Origin of the sequence: Nibrella saemangeumensis, from assembly GCF_039541915.1 — a bacterium.
In the GTDB taxonomy this organism is placed as follows: Bacteria; Bacteroidota; Bacteroidia; order Cytophagales; family Spirosomataceae; genus Nibrella; species Nibrella saemangeumensis.
Map to the genome: position 1 here is coordinate 300,254 of NZ_BAABHD010000024.1, position 19,779 is coordinate 320,032.

General features: G+C 53.8%; 15 protein-coding genes. 7 read left to right on the forward strand and 8 right to left on the reverse strand.

The features are described from left to right. Positions 1 to 35 precede the first annotated feature (35 nt). The 5 genes from ABD949_RS11275 to ABD949_RS11295 form a co-directional block, all read right to left on the reverse strand. Positions 36 to 2,549, reverse strand: a complete 2,514-nt coding sequence (locus ABD949_RS11275) for a M1 family aminopeptidase (protein WP_345243606.1) — start codon at positions 2,547 to 2,549, stop codon at positions 36 to 38. Positions 2,550 to 2,638: 89 nt separating this feature from the next. Next, positions 2,639 to 3,442, reverse strand: a complete 804-nt coding sequence (locus ABD949_RS11280) for a hypothetical protein (RefSeq protein ID WP_345243490.1) — start codon at positions 3,440 to 3,442, stop codon at positions 2,639 to 2,641. Between the two features lie 38 nt (positions 3,443 to 3,480). Continuing rightward, positions 3,481 to 4,281: an SAM-dependent methyltransferase gene (locus ABD949_RS11285; protein ID WP_345243491.1), complete on the reverse strand. Its 801-nt coding sequence runs from the start codon at positions 4,279 to 4,281 to the stop codon at positions 3,481 to 3,483. 52 nt (positions 4,282 to 4,333) lie between these two features. Further along, positions 4,334 to 4,915 (reverse strand): hypothetical protein, encoded by a 582-nt coding sequence (locus ABD949_RS11290; protein ID WP_345243493.1) that lies wholly within the window; start codon positions 4,913 to 4,915, stop codon positions 4,334 to 4,336. A 3-nt stretch (positions 4,916 to 4,918) separates the two neighbouring features. Then, positions 4,919 to 5,722, reverse strand: coding sequence for an NIPSNAP family protein (locus ABD949_RS11295; protein ID WP_345243495.1), 804 nt, complete (start codon positions 5,720 to 5,722; stop codon positions 4,919 to 4,921). A gap of 198 nt (positions 5,723 to 5,920) precedes the next feature. On the opposite strand from ABD949_RS11295, the gene ABD949_RS11300 reads away from it, so the two are divergent. Further along, entirely contained in the window at positions 5,921 to 6,259 is a 339-nt protein-coding gene (locus tag ABD949_RS11300) for an MBL fold metallo-hydrolase (protein ID WP_345243497.1), read from the forward strand. A gap of 28 nt (positions 6,260 to 6,287) precedes the next feature. On the opposite strand, the gene ABD949_RS11305 is transcribed toward ABD949_RS11300, so the two are convergent. Then, positions 6,288 to 8,588 carry an alpha-amylase family protein gene (locus ABD949_RS11305; RefSeq protein WP_345243498.1) on the reverse strand — a complete coding sequence of 767 codons (2,301 nt, stop codon included), beginning with the start codon at positions 8,586 to 8,588 and terminating at the stop codon, positions 6,288 to 6,290. Between the two features lie 45 nt (positions 8,589 to 8,633). Between ABD949_RS11305 and ABD949_RS11310 the strand changes: the two genes are divergently transcribed. After that, positions 8,634 to 9,518, forward strand: coding sequence for a CE1 family esterase (locus tag ABD949_RS11310; protein WP_345243500.1), 885 nt, complete (start codon positions 8,634 to 8,636; stop codon positions 9,516 to 9,518). A 2-nt stretch (positions 9,519 to 9,520) separates the two neighbouring features. Here the strand turns inward: ABD949_RS11310 and ABD949_RS11315 are convergent, their stop codons facing one another. After that, positions 9,521 to 10,273, reverse strand: a complete 753-nt coding sequence (locus ABD949_RS11315) for a nucleotidyltransferase domain-containing protein (protein ID WP_345243501.1) — start codon at positions 10,271 to 10,273, stop codon at positions 9,521 to 9,523. Between the two features lie 205 nt (positions 10,274 to 10,478). Here ABD949_RS11315 and ABD949_RS11320 point away from each other — a divergent pair, with 205 nt between their 5' ends. The 5 genes from ABD949_RS11320 (at position 10,479) to ABD949_RS11340 (ending at position 15,880) form a co-directional block, all read left to right on the forward strand. Then, complete coding sequence (locus ABD949_RS11320) at positions 10,479 to 11,030, forward strand: gluconate 2-dehydrogenase subunit 3 family protein (protein ID WP_345243502.1); 552 nt, start codon at positions 10,479 to 10,481, stop codon at positions 11,028 to 11,030. A 2-nt stretch (positions 11,031 to 11,032) separates the two neighbouring features. Then, the gene (locus ABD949_RS11325; RefSeq protein ID WP_345243503.1) at positions 11,033 to 12,733 is read left to right on the forward strand and encodes a GMC oxidoreductase; all 1,701 of its coding nucleotides are present in this window, start codon (positions 11,033 to 11,035) and stop codon (positions 12,731 to 12,733) included. 33 nt (positions 12,734 to 12,766) lie between these two features. After that, positions 12,767 to 13,633: a sugar phosphate isomerase/epimerase family protein gene (locus tag ABD949_RS11330; RefSeq protein WP_345243505.1), complete on the forward strand. Its 867-nt coding sequence runs from the start codon at positions 12,767 to 12,769 to the stop codon at positions 13,631 to 13,633. Between the two features lie 148 nt (positions 13,634 to 13,781). After that, a complete protein-coding gene (locus ABD949_RS11335; RefSeq protein WP_345243506.1) occupies positions 13,782 to 14,834 on the forward strand; it encodes a sensor histidine kinase in 1,053 nt (350 codons plus the stop codon). Continuing rightward, on the forward strand, positions 14,831 to 15,880 hold the full coding sequence (locus ABD949_RS11340; protein ID WP_345243508.1) for a sensor histidine kinase: 1,050 nt from the start codon (positions 14,831 to 14,833) through the stop codon (positions 15,878 to 15,880). Before ABD949_RS11335 ends, ABD949_RS11340 begins: the two co-directional genes overlap by 4 nt. A gap of 60 nt (positions 15,881 to 15,940) precedes the next feature. On the opposite strand, the gene ABD949_RS11345 is transcribed toward ABD949_RS11340, so the two are convergent. After that, complete coding sequence (locus ABD949_RS11345) at positions 15,941 to 19,576, reverse strand: alpha-amylase family glycosyl hydrolase (RefSeq protein WP_345243510.1); 3,636 nt, start codon at positions 19,574 to 19,576, stop codon at positions 15,941 to 15,943. Between the last annotated feature and the right edge of the window lie 203 nt (positions 19,577 to 19,779).

Consider the following 19,779-nt stretch of genomic DNA (forward strand, 5'->3'; position numbering starts at 1 on the left):
TCCGCTTTTGTAACGCGAGACGGGCAGCCCAACAGCTACTCTGCTTTGTATACCAGCCTTGCTGCCCGGAAGGGGCTATCGGCGGCCTGCAGTAGTTTGGCTTTCAGGCGGGGATTGTAATTCGGTCGCTCTTTTAAAAACGTACGCACCAGCGTGACTACCTCCGGCGACTGATAAGCGCTCAGCGTTGACCGCAACCACGACTCCGGAAAGAAGATGTCGCCGGTGCGCTGGATCTCTTCCAGCAGGCTCAGGCTTGCCGGCAGGTACCGGGCTGAGGTGGTAGCCCGCAACGGATGGTGCAGGTACCCCAGAGCCGCCGTTACCCAGGCCTCGCGCTCGCGGTTCTTTTCGTCTTTCAGGGAAGTAAAGAAGGCATCGCGGACCTGAACATCGGGCGATAAGGCGGGAATCATGAACAGCAGGCGTTTTTTACGATCCGGGTTTTTGATCCGGTCGGCTTGCTGCAGCAGAAGACCCGTTACGGGGTAATCACGTACGGCCAGCGAAAGCGCAAGGGCGGTGTAATCATCTTCGGTCAGCCGGACGCCCTCCGGCGCTTTCTGATCCTGCCAGATGGTGTAAAGCCGGTTCTGGGCATCCCGGCTAAGGGCAATGCTCTGATAGCCCTGAAACAGCAACTTTTTCTTGTTGGGAGCCGGTTCGTTTTCCAGCGCCTGCCAAAAAACGTTCTCCAGTTCCAACGCCAGACTGGCCCGGTTTTCGGGGCGGGTGTAGCGCCAGAACAGGTTGGAAAGCTGGCTGGTCAGCAGCCGCAGATTCAGTTCTTCCGGTTCATTTGGAAGCAGGCCCTGGTAGACAGCAATTAATTGATCTGGTGTAAGCTGCTGGCCGGCCAGCATGTTCTCGTAGAGCGAAATGTAAGCAGCTGCCCGCATCACCGGGTTCTTCAGGCTCGCTAGTTTTGGTACCATCGCCGGATCAACCGGAAAAAGTCCGTAACCCTGTCCGGAGGAATTAAACAGCACAAACAACGGTTTCTCCTTGCCGACAGCATCGCTCAGCGTTACCTGCGCCTGGTTCATGTTCACGGTGAGTTCCTCCACCCGATCCGGGTAGACCAGCGCTACCTCAAACAACTGGGGCCAGACGCGGGCGGTACCGTCTTCTCCTTTCTGGGAGATGACGAACTGTGAGATCCTGTTGTTACTCAGTTCCAGCCGGTAGTCAAAGCGGGGCCGGCCGGTTTCGTTTACCCAGACATGATTCCAGTCTTTCAGATCGGCTGGGGTGTAGGTATCCAGAATAGTAATCAGATCGGGCCAGGACGCGTTGCTGTAGGCGTACTGCCGAAGGTATTGGCGCAGGCCGTTACGGAGTGCCTCCTTTCCCATCAGCCGCTCCAACTGGCGCATCATAATGGGTGCTTTGTGGTAGATGATACCGCCGTACAGCGTGCCGGCTTCCTGCAGGTTCGCCAGCGGCTGCCCGATGGGGTTGGCACCTTCGGTTCGGTCGACATCGTAGGCGGCCGGAAAGTGAGCAATCAGGAACTCCAGATCGTAATTAGCATCCTTCAGGCTCACCTCCGAAATCTTGTCGGCCATGAAGTTGGCAAAGACTTCTTTGGTCCACACGTCGTCGAACCAGCGCATGGTCACCAGGTCGCCAAACCACATATGCGCGGTTTCGTGAGCCAGCAGCGTAGTCCGGCTGATCTTCTGGTCCCGCGTAGCGCCGTTGTCCAGAAACAGGCTCGACGCTTTATACTGAATCGCACCGACATGCTCCATGCCACCATACTGAAAATCCGGAATGGCGGCAAAGTCAAACTTCCGGAACGGGTACTTGATCTGGGTGTACTCCTCCAGAAATTTAAGCGCATCGGCATGAATCTGGAAAATAGGTTCTATACTCAGCCGGATTTTCTCGGGATCAGTTTCCCGGTGAAAGAAGTGCATCGCCCGACCGTTCATCGTCCGGGTAACCGGCTCAAACTGGCCGGTTACGAACGAGAACAGGTAGGTGCTGATGGTATCCGAAGGGGCAAAACGAATGGTTTTCTGGTCGCCCTGCCGGCTGGAGTCCTGCACCGGCCCGTTGCTCATCGCCTGCCAGTCCTTCGGTACGGCTAGCGTTACCGTAAAGGAGGCCTTCAGATCGGGCTGGTCGAAGCAGGGAAACAGGGTACGGGCGCGGTCGGGCACCAGCAGGGTGTACAGGTAATCGTCGTTGCGGTTAAGGGAGAGGTCGCCCGCCGTGAAGCGGATACTGACCTGATTCTGCCCTGCTTTCAGGTATTTCGGCGCAATCAGGATATGCTCGTTTTCGAAGGCAATCGGTACATGGTGACCGTTAACCGATACGCTTTGCAGGTGATCCCGCTGCTCTTTAAAGTCGAGCTGTACGGGAGCTTTGCCGGGCTGCCAGTGAAACGTGATGGTTTCCGAAGCCGGAATCGGTTGATCTTTCCGGGCCGGAATAGCAAACTGCAGGGTATACCCCAGCCGACTAAGCGTTTGCTTTCGGTACTTTGCCAGTTCCTGCGATACCCCGGCCTCTACGGCCGGTGCTTTAACCGGTGTCATTTGTGGCGTACAGGACAAGGTAAAGACGAAAAGAAGCAGCAGTAGCTTTTTCTCAGGCAATGGTTCGCGTCTCGGTTCCATATAGCGTTTTACTCCTTTCCGTATGCTTTATCTATAGGTAAGCCAAATAAATAAAGCTTTTTCAGCCTCCCGCCCACGCGTCCTTTTTCCCATCTGTATTCGGCCGTATTCAAGCCAAAGAGCAGCTCGTCCAGATCCGTTAGCGTGTAAGTCCGGGCATTGGAGACCGCACCATCCCACGCAAAACACAGCGGAATCACCGGAATCAGATACGTAAATACCAGTTGCTGCCAGGTGAGGGGCCTTACCATCGGGGTAATAAAAAAGACCATCAGAAAATTCATGGGTAACGCAATCCACCACAGCCAGATCGGAATGCTATTGTCGCTGACCTCATAGACGCAGATGGGCTGTCTGCTTTCTTTGGCATTCTTCAGGATGTTGTGCGCAACCTCCGGTCTCATATGGTGAAAACTTCCAACCATCGTTCTGACGCCTTGTTTTCCAGAATCCAGGTTTGCAGCATTAACAGACTCCGTCAAATAGGTTATGCTACCATCACTTTCGCGATTGATGCGGCTTGCCATTTCCCGATTCGGGTACAAATCAGTCAGGACCAGCTTTAGTCCATCAATCCCGTGTTTTGCTTTTAAGGTATCAAATACCTCAGGCATAGGCCCTCCGCTACCCGAGCATAAGTCAATGATTACAGGCTTCGAAGCATATTTGAGGGCTCTGTTCAGCAACGTGGCTAATTCTCCAGGTGAGCCTAGTAGTCGATGCATCACTACAATCAGCCGGGTAATACATTGCCTGAGTGAATCAGGAAACCAGGGCATATCCTCAATTTCAAACAAGTGAATACGTTTCATGCAAACATAGCATTAGCCATACGGTATTTTTCCGACTGTCAATCCCGCAGCAAGGTTTTTTTGCTGTATTGTGGTGGCAGGGATACAAGTGGTTCATCGAGTTCAACATCCGTTCGGCGGGCTACTACGCGAACATAGCCGAGATAACGCCCCTGATCTTTTTCGACAGCCTGAATCTCCACATTGTTATCGGGCGCAATGGCCCGGTGCCAGGCCAGCCATAACTGATAACCATCGGCCATGGAGTCGGCCAATTCAACGTCTACGATCCCCGTCCGGACCCAGTGCTGCCTCCACCAGGCCGCAGAGTGTAAACCCCAAAGGTCTGGTGTCCACCAGGTACGCAGATGCTCAGGAATTACCCCGTTAAACTCCTGCATCAGACCGGCCCCGGCAATACCAATCTGCCCGCCGGGTTTCACCAGTCGGGCCAGGTAATTCAGGTACAGGTCATCCGTGCCGTAATACGGAAAGGAGTCAATACTTACGATGGCATCGAAGAACCCGGCTGCAAACGGCAGCGAGCGGGCTTCGGCATGAAGCGGAAAAACGTACTGCTCACAGCCGGCATCCTGGATTCGCTGGAAGTTCTCGGTTACGTTGAACCATAAATCGGTAGCCCAGACCTGCACCCCAAATTCCCGGTAGAGAAAAATAGACGACATGGCCCGCCCGCAGCCCAGGTCGAGCACCCGCATACCCGGCCGCAGGTCCAGTGCCTGGGTCAGCCACTCGGTCATCCACAACGGATTGGCCCCACCGCTCACACTGGCCGTAATCCATTCGGGATGGTAAGCCGACGAGCGGGGGAATTGAGGAACAGTGAACAGGTTTTCCATCGTAATAGCGAAACGTGGGTTCTCTTTACAATCGTACACCGACAGGAACGGCTTATGGGTTATGCCAGCTTAGGTCAAAGTATAAATCGAGGTCTTCCAGATTACATTCCGAGGAGATCGCCATAACCGGTACACTGGCAATGGTGAGGCTGAACGACTGCTCTTCTTCACAGTCGGCATTGTGCCCGCTGGCGTGTGTAGCCTGGGCCACAATATCACCATCCCGCCAGCTTTCAGTCTCAATGCGCATCCGTTTACCTGCCTCCCCGGTGCACAAGCTCAGAATACTGGCCGGCCGTAGCGTACCTTTTCCGTGCTCCGCGATAAACGCTTTTTGCAGCCGGTCGGTGTAATCACAGGTAATCCGGAACAACTGATCTTCGTAAAAAACCAGCGACAGATTGGTGATTGGCAGGCCCCCTACCACCAGCGAATCGGCGGTGAAAACGCGGATATGCTCGCACGGGAACGCGACAGTCCCCTTGAGCACGACCAGTTCCTGCTCGGTGAACGGCAGCCTCCCCAGCGAATCAGGGGAGGTAACGCCGATGATAAAGTCGCCCAGCCCCACCAGCGTCGATTGAGCCTGCAGGCGACACGGGAGCAGCGCCAGCATCAGGATGAGGTATTTCATACATCAGACCTGCGAGAACGCCGTGGGTACCAAAAAGGTCCGGTGAATATTCGACAGAATCCGGTCGTTGGCGTACTCGGGCAGGGCACTGATCTTCTTCCACTCCGGATCGCCCCCGAACGCCTTCCAGTTCTGATCGTGCTCCTCCATGTTGTCGAAGGTGAGCATATAAGTCAGGTTCGGGCGGTGGGGGCCGATTATGGTTTCGCCGAAAAACACCGGTGTCAGGCCCACCCGCTTGAAAATGGCGATTTCGCCGGCTTCATTGAACATTTCGATCTTCTTCTTGCCGGTCGCTTCACTTGGGCTTTCGTAGCGACGCAGTTCAAAGATACGGGGCTTCTTTTCGGGAATCTCCAGTCTGGGCAGCCCCGTAAACGCCTTTAGCAGCGAACTTTCGATGCGTTCGTAGGCCGGGGTGGTCGCCTGAGCGTTGAGGTATTCGGAAGCCGCCTGCTGGTAAGCCGAATCGCCGGCCAGTTTATCACCCATACTCAGGTAGTCGTCTACGGACTGGAAGGGTATCAGTACATACAGTTTGGTAAATTCCTGGGGCAGGTATTCGGTAAACACCCCAACGGCCCGGCTGCCCATCCGGTTGAGGGCGGGAATAGCCGCCTGCTGAAAATAATTCTCGATGACTCTCCGTTGCCGGCCGTTTTTTAAGGTATAGGTCCGAAGCTCATAAAACTCAGGCTTTGGATTTTGCTGAGATGGCTCGTTGCCGGCCGATGCGGTAAAGGACTGAAGCAGCCCGGCCCCTGAACCGGTAAGCAGAGAGGCTCTTACGAATGTGCGTCTTTTCATCAATGTAAATAGTGGCGTTTACTCCGTAAAGGAAGCGGCTTTCCCAAACTCATCAAAGCATCTGAAAAAAACAGCAGCAAAAAACGATCAGGTCGTTCGTGGGCTGTGCTGTTTATCAGGAAGTGTAAGTATGGATTTTAAAGCGATTTCCCATCCGAATAACCGCTTACTCAAAAGTATATACCTGCCTGTAGTGTAATGACTAAATTGAACTATCACCTGGTATACTGGTCAATCTCATCCTGCGTAAAAGTCGATGGTCATACGCCCGGCCAAATTGCGTTGATCATTCACTCGGGTCAGGAAAAATTATTATACCTGTCGGATGCCTTTCTTCATCCTCTTCATATAGAGCGGTTAGACTGGCAAACGAATTATGATATGGATCACGATAAAGCAAAGCGATCCCGTATCAAACTGATTGACTTAGCCTATAAAAACAATATGTTGGTCAATGGCTTTCATTTTGACTTTCCCGGCCTGGGACGGATCGATAAGCGTCAGAATAATTGGGCTTGGCACTATTCGGAAAAATGAAACAGCTCACGATCCGGCGGCATACCCATCAGGCCAGATCCAGCGCCACAATCTCGTGGTCAAGAATCCGGGGGACGACTACCGATAATCTACCCCCTTTCAGCTCAAATTTTGGCTGCTGACCAGTCATGAGCAGCTTCACCCCCGTCACTTTAGCACCGGCGGGTACCTGCACCGACACCTGCGCATCCACCGGAATCAGCTCCCGAAACGGCCCTTTCATCATCATGGGATTGGTCAGGTTGACCAGATGAACTGTCATGGAATTGGCCTGCCGCCAGACGTTGAGGTTGATTACCCCCGGACCCGTTACCGTAACCACCGGCTCCTCATCCAGCGCCCAACGGACGACATTACCCAGCAGCCGGCCGTGATCGTTGCTCAATAACTGCCAGAACGACCGGTCCAGATCGCCGGGGATGTAGGCAACGCGCCCCCTGCCCACCTGCCGCAGGTACAACTCCCGCGTATCGGTCTGGGGTACCCGCGGATAAACGTCTTCCATCGGCAGGTCGGGATACGTCGGAATCAGTGTAATGGGGCTGGGGAAAGACGCCGTGGGCCTTACCTGAACGCGATGAATGGCGTTGATAATGCGGGGGGTATCTTCGAGTCCCTTCAGAATCTGCTGGGTCTGGCTGCTTTTATCCGCATGGCGGAGCTGTAAATAACTATTCCGCATGGGGCCTTCGACCTGCTGGTTGTACGATATGCCTAACAGGTTGGCTAAGCCAAAGTCGGAACGGGGTTTTCCTTCTTCGTCGTACAATGAGGTTTCAAAGGTAGCTACCACACTGCCGCCGTTGGCGACAAAAGCATTTAGCTGCTGGCATTGGGTATCCGACAGAGCGGCAATGTTAGGGAGAATCAGCAGTTTAAACCGCTTCAGGTCGTCGGGGGTCAGCAGGCGGTCGTTAACCATATCGAAGGGAATGCGGTTTTCGACCAATGCATGGTACATACCGTCGAGGTGATCCCCACTTTTTTGCTGCCAGGGTTTACCCCCATAATTACGGTCGGTCTGCTCCGAATATACCAGCCCGACGCGGGCCAGCGAGGCCGTATTACGCAGGTATTTCTCGTTTTTATAGTACTTCTCGTACAGATTCGCAACGGACTCCATCCAGCGTTTGTCGTAAATGTCGCCCCCGAACTTAACGAAGCACGGCCGCATGCCGTTGGCCGTACCCTCAGCCACCCAGATTCGAATCTCGGCATCGCTCTGCACCGAATCTTTCCAGCGGAACTCCTCCTCTACGCCCACGCTGAAGATGCCGATCAGCGGTTTCAGTCCCAGCGTCGACCGGAGTTCTTTGGCCCCTTTGCCATTGGACCAGGGCGGAATGAGTCCGCGCCGGGCCTGCTGATCGGCAAAGAACAGGTCGGCCTCCCGGCCCGTGACAATTTTATCGGGAAAACCATTGGGAATAAAGCGCGACGAGGGCCGAATTTTCCGGATACCGGCATCCCACAAGGCCCACACCTCGCGTAGCCGTTTGGTGTTCCAGTCGGCCCATCTGCGGTACGTCAGGTCCAGTTTGTCGGCTTTCTGGGGTAACGCCAGACCAGAATACGCCTTGAAATTGCGCTGGCAATGCTCACAATAGCAGATGCCGTGTCCGTGCCAGCGGTTGGAGAAAATCCCCTCCGGCTGAAACCGCTGCATGATTTCCTGGTTCACCTGCGGCATAAACTCGAAGTTATACGGGCCCAGCGCACAGGTGACCCATAGCTCCGGATTGGCCCAGTGCCGGCGTTTCTGACCGTCGGCGGTAACGGCAATCCAATCGGGATGGGCGTCGTATACGTTCTGCCGGGCAGCATGGGGGTCGGTGCGGAGCATGATGGTCATGCCCTGTTTGCGGCAGCCTTCGACCAGGTAGCCCAGCGTATCGGAATTACCCATAAAGTCGCTACGGTGGTGTAGCGGTATCTGCGTTGGGTAAAAAGCCACAATACCGCCCGCACTCAGCAGTGCCCCCTGAGCATGAATTCTCTTGAAGTAGTTGAGCCAGAAATCCGGATCATAATGGCCGGGGTCGCGTTCCACAAAGGCGAGTTGCGCCCACCGCATGGGGCCATCCAGCCATATTGGTTCATTGGTTGACTGGTAAGGGGATGATTGGGAGACGCCGGCCAGACTGGCCGAACCTGTCAGGGCGAGGGTGCTGCCCAGTAAGCTGGTGGATTTAATAAATTCTCTGCGTTCCATAAAGCGGGTGAGTGTGACACTCCCGTAGGGTTTAGGAATAAGGGGTAAAAGGCTGTGCAGACTAAAAGTAGGCGTTTTACGGCTATTTTTCAGCGTACCGCCCGATTGATTTGTCATTTTGGAAGAACAGCCGGAAATTGCTCAGCCTAACCTTAGCCAACAATGTTATTTTTCACAAAACGAACCGGGCTGTTGCTGCTACTGGCAGCCTTTACCAATTCTTTACAAGCCCAGCTTATCAGTGATTCCATACAAATTGAAGGAAACTACCGTACCTTCCACTTTAATACGCCCGCCCAAAACCTGAAGCGCCCCAGCCTGGTCTTTGTTATGCACGGCTCCGGCGGTAACGGCAAGGGCATGATGAATGCGGCTACCCGGATGGACCAGCAGGCACGAACCGAGAATACCATCGTCGTTTATCCGGATGGGTATAAACGCTACTGGAACGAGTGCCGCAAGGCCTCTCCCGCCCTGGCCAATGTAGAGAATGTCAACGAGCAGGCCTTTTTCGACGGTATGATTAAATACTTCACCAAACAATACCGGGTTGATCCGAAGCAGGTCTTTGCGGTAGGTACCTCCGGCGGGGGGCATATGGCGTACAAACTGGCCCTGACCATGCCCGATCGCTTCCGGGCCATTACCGCCATTATTGCCAACCTGCCCGATATCACCAATCTGGACTGTACACCAGCGGGAAAACCCGTGCCCGTTATGATTATCAACGGTACCCTCGACTCCGTTAATCCGTACAACGGCGGTGCCGTTAATCTGGGCGGCAATGTGACCATGGGCGAGGTACGCTCCACGGATCGTACGCTGGCGTACTGGGCCGGTCTGGCCGGTTACCAGGGACAACCCCAAAAAGAGAGCCTGCCGGATGTGGATCCCAACGACGGCAAAACCATCGAACGGTATACGTATAAGCAAAAGGGCAAACCTGAAGTTGTGCTGCTCAAAGTCATCGGCGGCAAACACGACTACCCCAATGATGTGGATGTCCATCAGGAAGCGTTGCGGTTCTTTAAACGGCAGCTTCAATAGCCTTACTGGCAATAGGCGTGTAACAAAGCCCGAAGCGCGTTCGCTTTCTCGTTCAGCTCATTGCTTTCCATAGCGGTTACAGAAAGAATCGGGGGCAGTTGAACATACAGTTCAGGCAGGTTTAGCATGGATACCACCTGTTCTTTTATCCACTTGTTATAGGCAATCGGGTAGGTTTTGTGCCGGATGAAGAGGGCCTGCAAAAATTCCTGAAAGGCTTTATACAACCGATCGAACGCCTGATAGTGTAAGCCTCGCTTAACGTAAAAAGGGATGTGGTCGAGGTCGTATTCGCAGGCGGCACTGGCCATAGCCAATCGCGCTAGCCTCAGGTCTTCGTCGTAGTAAGGCAGCCACTGTGTTCGTAGCTGCTGAAAATAAAGACCGGCTTCCCCAAGTGGTGCCGGGTAGGCGATTCGGTTGCCAATTTCAACCTCAAAAAAATCCGGCCCGCCCCCATCATCCCATGCAGAAGGTATATATCTTCCGTCAATGATGTCCAAATGAACAGCGGCAAAGCGATGGGAGTTTCTATACCGGGCGATGTCGGCGTTCTCTCCCGAAAAAGCCGCCCACTTTTGCTCAAGCCGACTTATTTCTGTTAGCGGGGTATCGGGGTTTGCCAGAACGGCAAAGTCCAGGTCACTTTCGGGTGTAGCTTTTCCGCGTGCGCAGGAATTGACAACCAGGAAGGTATCAACTACTGAAACGAAGGCAAAGAAGTTATATACCACCTCCGCGGTATGTCGGTGCAAGTCCGTGGGAAACGTTGCCGGGTAATAAGAGCGGAGGGACAAATCCATACAGCAGCCCAAGCTTGATCAGGAACACGCTGCCGCTCAGATGCTGATCACCTGTCTCGCGACCCGGTGGTTACCGAATGACCGTATTGCCTGCGCCCCACAAATAAAGTAAATCTTCGGTGTTTTTTCCTTTGTACCCAAAGACCCTAACCTTATTATGGAAAGACGCAGTGCCCTGAAAAGCCTGGCGGCCGCTGTCGGCGGTCTGGTCACCCTCCCGGCATGGACCAACGGCTGGACCGAGGCTACCGCCCAACCGGTTCAGACCCTGTTTACCGTCAGGCAGACAGAAGTACTGGCGGCTATCGTGGAGACCCTGATACCGGAATCGGAAGTACCCGGTACGGAGGTACCGGGAGCCAAATCGCTGGGGGTGCATACCTTTATCCAGCGCATGCTGGAAGACTGTTTTGAAAAAAACGACCAGACAAGCTTTATAGCAGGCCTAAACTCAGTGCAGGCGATGACCAACAGCGGCTACGGTAAACCCTTCACGGCCTGCGACGCTACCCAACGGCTGGAAGCGCTTAAAACAATTGCAACGGCGGGGGAGCCGGGCCAAAAGGACTTTCTGTCGGCCGTCAAAAACCTCACCATCCAGGGCTATACCACCTCCGAGTACGTCATGACCAAACACTACCATTACGAGATGGCTCCGGGCCACTATTACGGCTGCGTACCCGTCGCTATCGCCCAAAACCAACGGTAAACATGGCCAATTTCGCAATAGATGCCGTTCAGGCAATGACATACGACGCCATCGTAATCGGTTCGGGCATCAGCGGTGGCTGGGCCGCCAAAGAACTAAGCGAAAAAGGGCTGAAAACGCTGGTGCTGGAGCGGGGCCGCGACGTAAAGCATGGCGTAGATTACCCCACCTCCAACATGAACCCCTGGGATTTTCCCCACCGCGGACAGGTTCCGCTGGCGGTACGGCCTGAATACGGTCGCTCCTTTCTGCGGGAAGAAACCCTGCACTGGGCCATGAAGGCCGACGAACAGCCGTTTGTGCAGGAGAAGCCGTTCCAGTGGACGCGGGGCTACCACGTGGGCGGTAAATCGCTGCTGTGGGCCAGACAGACGCAGCGCTGGAGCGACTTTGATTTCGACGGTCCGGCCCGCGACGATTTTGCCGTAGACTGGCCTATCCGCTACAAAGATCTGGCTCCGTGGTACAGTCATGTCGAAAAATTTGCGGGTATTTCCGGCAATAAAGACGGCCTGCCCCACCTGCCCGATGGCGAGTTTCTGCCGCCTATTGAGCTAAGCTGTGTTGAGTCGCATTTGCAGGGGGTCATTGCGAAGAACTACAAAGACCGCCAGCTCATCCAGGGGCGTTGTGCGCATATTACAAAGCCTCAGCCCATTCACCAGCAGCAGGGCCGCACGCAGTGCATGCACCGGACGCTCTGCGTGCGCGGGTGTCCGCTGGGCGGGTACTTTAGCAGCAATGCGGCTACCCTGCCCTGGGCGGCCAAAACCGGAAACATGACACTGCGGCCCCATTCAGTGGTCCATTCCGTCATCTATGATGCAAAGAAAGGACGGGCCACCGGCGTTCGGGTGGTGGATGCCAACACCAGGGAGATGCTGGAGTTTTACGCCCGGATCATCTTTGTAAACAGCTCGGCCCTGAACAGCAACCTCATTCTGCTGAACTCCCAATCCGACCGTTTTCCGAACGGGCTGGGCAATGACAGCGGGCTGCTCGGCAAATACATAGCGTGGCACAATTACCGGGGTAAGATCTCGGCGCAATACGACGGTTTTACTGATAAGAGGACCGACGGCAAAAACCCCAGCAACGGCTACATTCCCCGGTTCCGTAACCTGCACAAACAGGAGACCGACTTTCTGCGGGGCTACGCGGTGGGCGTTGGTGGCGGTCGCGGACTGACGCAGAACCGACAGGGTATGGGACTCGAACTAAAAGAGAATCTGCTGAACCCCAAACCCGGCCCCTGGCATATCAGCGGCTGGATGATGGGCGAGACCATCCCGCTGGAAAACAACCACGTTCGCTTGGACCCGAACCAGAAAGATAAGTACGGCATACCCCTGCTGGTCACCTCGGCCGACTGGACAGAGAACGACGACAAAATGGTAAAAGATTATATGGAGCAGCTCCCCGAGATGTTTACCCTGGCCGGTTTTACCAACATCAAAGCCGTTGATACCCATTCACAGCCCGGTGCCGACATCCACGAAATGGGCGGGGTACGCATGGGTAAAGACCCAAAGACCTCGCTGCTGAACAAGTGGAATCAACTGCATGCCTGTAAAAACGTGTTTGTCACCGATGGAGCCTGCATGACCTCAACCGCTACGCAGAACCCATCACTAACGTATATGGCGCTTACGGCCAGAGCCGCAAACTATGCCGTAAGCGAGCTAAAGAAAAAGAACCTGTAAACGATTATCCGTATCCCTAACCTCTGTTACATCATGAATAAACGTGCTTATCTATTGGGTGCCCTCACCCTTTCCCTGCTTACCCTGAGTGACGGTTTTGCGCAAAAGAAAGGCAAACCGGTGTATACTTTTCCGCTCGGCATCGAGTCGTACACCTACCGGAACTGGTTTCCCAAAAATGTAGAAGCCACGCTGGACACCATCAAAGCGCTCGGCTTCACCGAATACGAAGGCGGTGCTCCACGCGGTATTGCACCCGAAGAATTCAAAAAGATGCTCGATCAGCGCGGTATAAAACTGGTCGCCACCGGGGCCGGTTATGAGTCAATTGTAAAAGATCCCGAGGCTGTCGTCAAAAATGCCAAAGCCCTGGGAGCCTCGTACGTAATGGTCGCCTGGATCCCGCATCAGAAAGGCAATTTTACGCTCGAAAATGCCAAAAAGGCCGTTGAAGACTTTAACCGGGTGGGTAAGGTGCTGGCCGATAACGGGCTGACGCTCTGCTACCACAACCACGGCTTTGAGTTTCAGCCCTACCAGAACGGTACCCTGTTCGATTATATGGTGCAGAACACCGACCCGCGCTACGTATCGTTTGAAATGGACATCCTATGGGCGCAGCATGGCGGGGCCGATCCCGTTCAGCTCCTGAAGAAGTACGGCAACCGCTGGAAGCTGATGCACCTGAAAGATCTCAAAAAAGGGATAAAAGGCGACCTGACCGGCGGCACTCCGCCCGAAAATGACGTGGTGCTGGGCGATGGCCAACTGGATATGCCCGCCATTCTGAAAGAAGCGAAGAAAGCCGGCATCAAGCACTATTTCATTGAAGACGAAAGCAACAAGGAAGACGTGCAGGTCCGGCAGAGCATTGCCTATCTGAAGAATTTGCGGGAGTAAGCCGGTTCCGTGTTCGTCCCGCGTTTGTAACGCGGGACGAGCATGGGCGCAGGCTTCTGTAAGCGCAGTGACCGCACACGAACCCAAACTTGCTTCCTCTGCCCTGCCTTCTTATTTTAGAGGGATATTTTGTGCGCACGGATAGTCTTTGGAAAAATTAAACGATAAATGGCTCCGGTTGATTGGCATTCCCGCCGTGGAGTTGCTGACCAACCTATTGTACCTTGAACAGTACCAGTACAACTGGTGGGTGTACCTCCGCACCAGTTTCTGGGGGGTTTTCTACATCTTTCTGCTGTGGGAGGCTTTTACCCGCTGGCTCCGGTGGGTTCGGGCCAAGTACCCTAATATTGAACAGACCCGGCATCGAATCCTCCTGACGTTTGCTGGATATTTCGCCATTATCACCGCAGCGCAGATTACGGTGGTCTCGTTGTTTGGGCTGCTGGGCATTGCGGGCGTTCCCATCACGTGGGAGGTGTACCTGCACCAGTTGCTGGGCGGCTATGTCGTAATTCTGATCGTCGGTATTCTGTACGAAATCATTTATTACCTCTCCAAATTAAAAACAGCCCTGATTGAGGCAGAAACAGCCAAAAAGATCAGTTTACAGCACCAGTATGACAGCCTGAAAGCGCAGGTGAACCCTCACTTCCTGTTCAATTCGCTGACGTCGCTCTCCATGCTCATCGACGAAAATCCCCGACAGGCGTCGGCGTTTATCGATGAGATGAGTACGGTATACCGCTACCTGCTGCAAACGAGTGTGCGTGACCTGATTCCGCTTCGGCAGGAATTAAACTTTCTGGACTCCTACTACCACTTGCTGAAAATCCGGTACGGCAATAGCGTTTTCGTTGTTCAGGATGTACGGGAAAGTTTATTGGAGAACCAGTTACCCCCGCTGTCACTGCAACTACTGATCGAAAATGCCCTGAAGCACAATATGCTGCTGCCGGAATGCCCGCTGACCATCCGGGTGGCCTGTACCCCCCAGGGAGAACTGGAAGTCACCAATACAATCTGCCGGAAAACAACCAAAGTTATCGCCAACCGGACAGGCTTAGCGACCATTGTAAGCCGGTACCGCCTGCTGGACCTGCCCGACCCGGTTATCGAAGACGATGGAAAGCTGTTCAGCGTTCGTCTGCCCCTGTTGAGGGTTAGCCAGGAAAAGACAATTCAACTGACTACGCCGTGAAACGTCCGACCTATACCCAACAGGATATTCTAATTCGGTGGACGGTGCTGCCGGTATATGTACTGGTGTTGAACTGGCTGCTGCTCGGCAACGCCTACTGGGCAACGGCAAAGGTATTTTCTGCGGCCACGCTGCTTGCGTTTCTGTTCTACTACGCCCACTGGCTCGTTAACAATGACATTGCCCAATGGTTTCACCGGCTGTATCCAAGCTTCAAACACACCTTACTTCGTGTGGTGCTCTCGGTGGTTGTAATCAGTGTTCATACCAGTGGCATTACCGGAATCATCTACCTGTTGTATCGTTACCTGGCGTTTGCCGGGTACCAGCCCCAGCCGGATGATTTGCGGTGGGGCCTGTTGTTCGGGGTAGTTGTGGTGCTGCTGGTTACGGCTATTTACGAGTCAGTGAACCTCTTTGAGCAATGGCAGCGGACCCTCACCCAGACCGAGCAGTTCAGGAAAGCTAATCTGGAAAGTCAGTTCGAGAGTCTGAAGCAGCAAATCAACCCTCATTTTCTGTTTAATTCCCTCAACACGCTGTCGCAACTGGTTGAAGAATCCCCCAATCAGGCCACGGCCTACCTCGACGAGATGAGCAGCGTATACCGGTATCTGCTCCGCGCCAATGAGCAGCACCTGACTACACTAAAGACCGAACTAGACTTTGCCCGTTCGTATTTTTACCTGCTGGGTATCCGGCACGGGCAGGCGATTCAGCTCGTTGAGGCCGTCGACCCACTCTATTATGATCACCTGATTCCTCCGCTCACCCTGCAGCTCCTGCTGGAAAATGCCGTGAAGCACAACATCATTCTGCCCGAGCAGCCGCTGGTGATCGAACTGCGAACCACACCCGATGCCCGGTTGGTGGTGCAGAATAATCTCCAGCGTAAACGGGTGCAGGTCTCCTCCAGCCGGGTGGGTTTAACCAATATCACGTCCAAGTACCAGTTGCTGGGTCAGGGGGATATGCAGGTCAACGAAAAACCAGACTGTTTCAGGGTTACACTACCCCTGCTGGCCGCCAGTCATCTCTATCACTAAACACCAAAGCGGGTCTCACGTTGAGACCCGCTTTGGTGTTCTTTATCAGGCTGACGGCTGCTACCTGACCAGCAGTTTCAGGAACGTCACACCCTGCCCGGTCGTAAGCCGCGTGATGTACAAACCACCGGGCGTTTTGCCGGCTTCCCAGCTTACCTGATATACCAGGCCAGCCTCCGCTTTGCCGGCCTGCAGATGCCGCACCACCGAGCCTTTCAGATCCTGGATGTCCAGCGAATAGTCTCCGCCCTGCGGCAGCATAAACTCAATGGTGGTGCTGCCTTCGACCGGGTTGGGGTAATTCCGCAGGACCAGCGCATCGGCCGATAGCACCGGCTCGGCGGCTTCGCGTTTGCTCTTCTCTGAATGGATGACGATGGAGCCTCCGCCAATTGCCGTTTCCGGGTCGGCATTCTCTGCTTGATTCAGTTCGCTCAGGTTATTATCGTACACAATTTGTTCCTGACCGGTATCGGAGTTCAGGGTCCAGATTTTTATCCGGAACTTATCGGTGCCACCACCTCCTGACACTTGTCCGTCGATAGCCGACACCAGGAAGCTGTAAGTACCTTTGCCGTTGATGGTGCCGGTCCCTTTGTAGTTGGCCCGGGAGCCGGCTATGACAAGACGCATATCCTCGTACGCTATACTTTTGAAGTTCAGGTTACCGGCCTTGAATTGGAACTCGGTATTGCCGTCGGGCACGGTAGAACCCCGCTTATATTTTGCCACAAACCCGAACGTTGCCCGTCCGGCCAGTGCCAGATCTTCTTTGTACGCGCCGGCCGATGACTGTATCCAGCCGCCACCTGTCACAAAACCGCCATCCGGGTTATAGATAACTACATACTGGTGGGTCGCGGCCACGGTTTGGCTACAGGCACTGGTGATGACCAGCGTGGGCGAAAACACGCCTTGTCCGGCATATGTGTACTCGGTTACCAGCGTATTGTTCGTGAGCACACCGCCCGTAGTTGCGCCATTTCCCCACTGCCATTGCCAGGTTGCTCCCGCCAGATCACCCGAAAGCGTAGCAGTCAGGGAAACCGGCGTACCAATCAACTGGGGCGACAGCGGCCCCGCTGTCGCAACTGTCGGCAGGCTGTTCACTGTCAGGTTAAACGTCGTCGAGGTGAGACTGGTGCAGGAACTCGTGACCACACAATAATAGCCGTCGGTATCCGTCGTTTTTGCCGCATCGATGCTCAATGTCGACGTATTTTGTCCGGCTACTGGGGCGTTGGTGCCGGTTCTGTACCACTGATAGCCAAGCGTACCTGGCCCGGTGGCCATTACGGGTACGCTGACGGGTGTACCCGCGCAGACTACGCTGGCCGAAGCGGGTTCCTGCGTAATGGTGGTAGCCTCCTTAACCGTCAGGGTCACACTGGCTACGGCGGTCAGCCCCAGCGCATCGGTAACGGTAACGGAGTAAGGTCCGCTGGTTGTGGCGGTCGCTACCGAACTGCTCTGAGTCGGGGTAGCACCCGTCGAAAAAGCGTAGGTGTAGGGTGCCGTACCACCCGTAGTAGTGGTCGTCAGTGTAGCCGACTGACCTGGACAAATAGTACCACTGACTGGAGCCACTGCTAAGGTTGCGGAGAGCGGAGCTACGTCCTGCACCCACACCGAATAGCTCTTGGGCGGCAGTTCGACATAAATGCGGTTCTGACCGTCGACTACGGCATACGGGAATTTTGATTTGCCCAGGATATCGGCAAACTGAGTTCCCTGGGTAATGCCGTTCCGCACAGCAATCAGGTGATCGACCTTCAGGGTGTCTTCCCCAAAGTTAATGGCTACAATAACGTCTTTACCCGTACTGGTGGGCGCTTCGAGCTGGTAGATCAACGTACGGTTATGGGACCCTTTTATATAGTTGTTCGGGCTTGGTGGTGAATTATTGACTCCACCGTAATGATTCAGGTAATGTACCCCCGGCGAGTTGTTGATGTACGTCTTCAATACCTTCATCAGCTGGTCAATCTCCGCCTTCATGGGCTTGAGGCCAACCGGATGGTAATCAAATCCGTAGGTATCGGAACCGAATTTAGAATTGCGGGCCGGATAGCCATAGTAATCTGGATAAAATACGGCTGGTACGCCCAACTGGTTGTTGGTGAGCAGATAAGCGTAGCCCAAAATCGGGTTGTTGTGTACCAGGGCATCACCGTGGGAGGTGTTGGCACTCCGGAAGTCGTGGTTGTTCAGGAACGTTACCACGTTGAAACCGCTCATGTTTTTGGCATCCCGCAAACTGCTGAAATATACCTGACGGACATTCGCTCCGTTGTCGAGGGCCTCCTTCAACGCCCGACGCAGCGAGAAGTCAAATACTTTTACGGGCGCAGCCTGCCGGGTTTGCTCGTTCAGTCCGCTACTGACCGCGTCTACCCATCCCTTTAACTCATCCGTGTTTTCACCATACCACTCGCCCACCACCAGATTAGGGGTCCGGTTACTGGCTACCATTTCGTTCAGCATTTTGGACACAAACGATGGCTCAAAATGTTTGATGGCATCCATGCGCAACCCCTTCGACCCTAGTTCATCGTACGCCCATTTGGTCCAGGCAATCAACGTGTCCCGCGTAGCCGGAACGTTATGGTCATAATCGTAGAAGTAGTCCATACTCTGCATACTCCACTCCGGTCCCAAACTGGTTGTCTGGGACCAGCCGGCAGGGCTGTTACCATCAAAATGCGGTCGAAAAGCATTCCAGTTGAGCCCACCCCGTTTGCTGGTCATTTTAGTAAAGTCGGTGTAGGTCTGAAATACCAGTTTATAACCATCTAAGAATGGGTTGGTGTAATCAGCTATATTGTAAGAACCGGCTCCAGGCACCTTTTCATAATAGATATCAATAGGAAGATGATCCGAGTATTCACTATCATAGTTGATAGCCTGGATGATGAGCGAGTCACCTAAGGCATTAAAATCACTGGCTGTCACTGTTACCGCAAACTCATCAATATCTCCATTGGAATTAATTTTATTGAGGTAATTACGGCCGAGTTGAATACCGGCATACTTCTCCTGATCAGCTAAATTTGTTAGATCTACATCAGGCGTTATAACAGGACTCCAGCGAGAGCCCCCAATTTTGTTGGTTGTGACATGGAAAGCATATTTAGCCCCGTTGAAAATACTACCCCGCGATCGCATTTTGATATAGTATGTGCCGGTTCCCTCTGCCCTATTGCCCCCAATGGGAATAATCATTCGGTAACGATCTGACGGAAATGGTCGCTTGAAGCCATAACTTCCTGTTCCGCTCGCAAACTTGGTTATGTAATCCTTTACAGCAGGGTTACTTTCCGGTGCGCCGGCATCGCGGTGGTTATACACCATATCAGCTACCGGCGTGATACCCACCGCCGTTAAGGATGACACCATGGTTTTGATCTCACCCAGAGTACCCAGGGATGTCTGTTCTGTACCCACAAACAGATCTTTGGGATCATAGCCGCCACTCTTGTTGCCATTGCCGGCGAAGGGCGGATACCAGACGTGCGTAAAGCCGGCCTGACCCAGAGAGGGTGCTTTCAGGCGCAGGGTGTCCGACCAGTTGTAGCCCTGACCGGTTTTGGGGTAATCCCAGTACCAGCCCTGCAACATGACCTGTTGCGCGTAGGTAAGCTGGCTAAGCGACCAGAAAAAGAAAAGCAGAAAAAACGCGTATACTCTGTTGTGCATAGGTTATAGGTATTATTGTGGCATTTGGCGGTTCACCAACAAATAAGAAAAATTGGTGCCGTAAAAGTACCATAAACAACAGAGGCTTGTCGTCCCACTTTATGAATATGTGAGTGAAGAGAAGCAAAGGCCTGAAAAGTGGATTTTTGGCCGAAAAAATAGAGATTTAGCCCTATAAACGCTGGTACCATTTTACTAAGGTG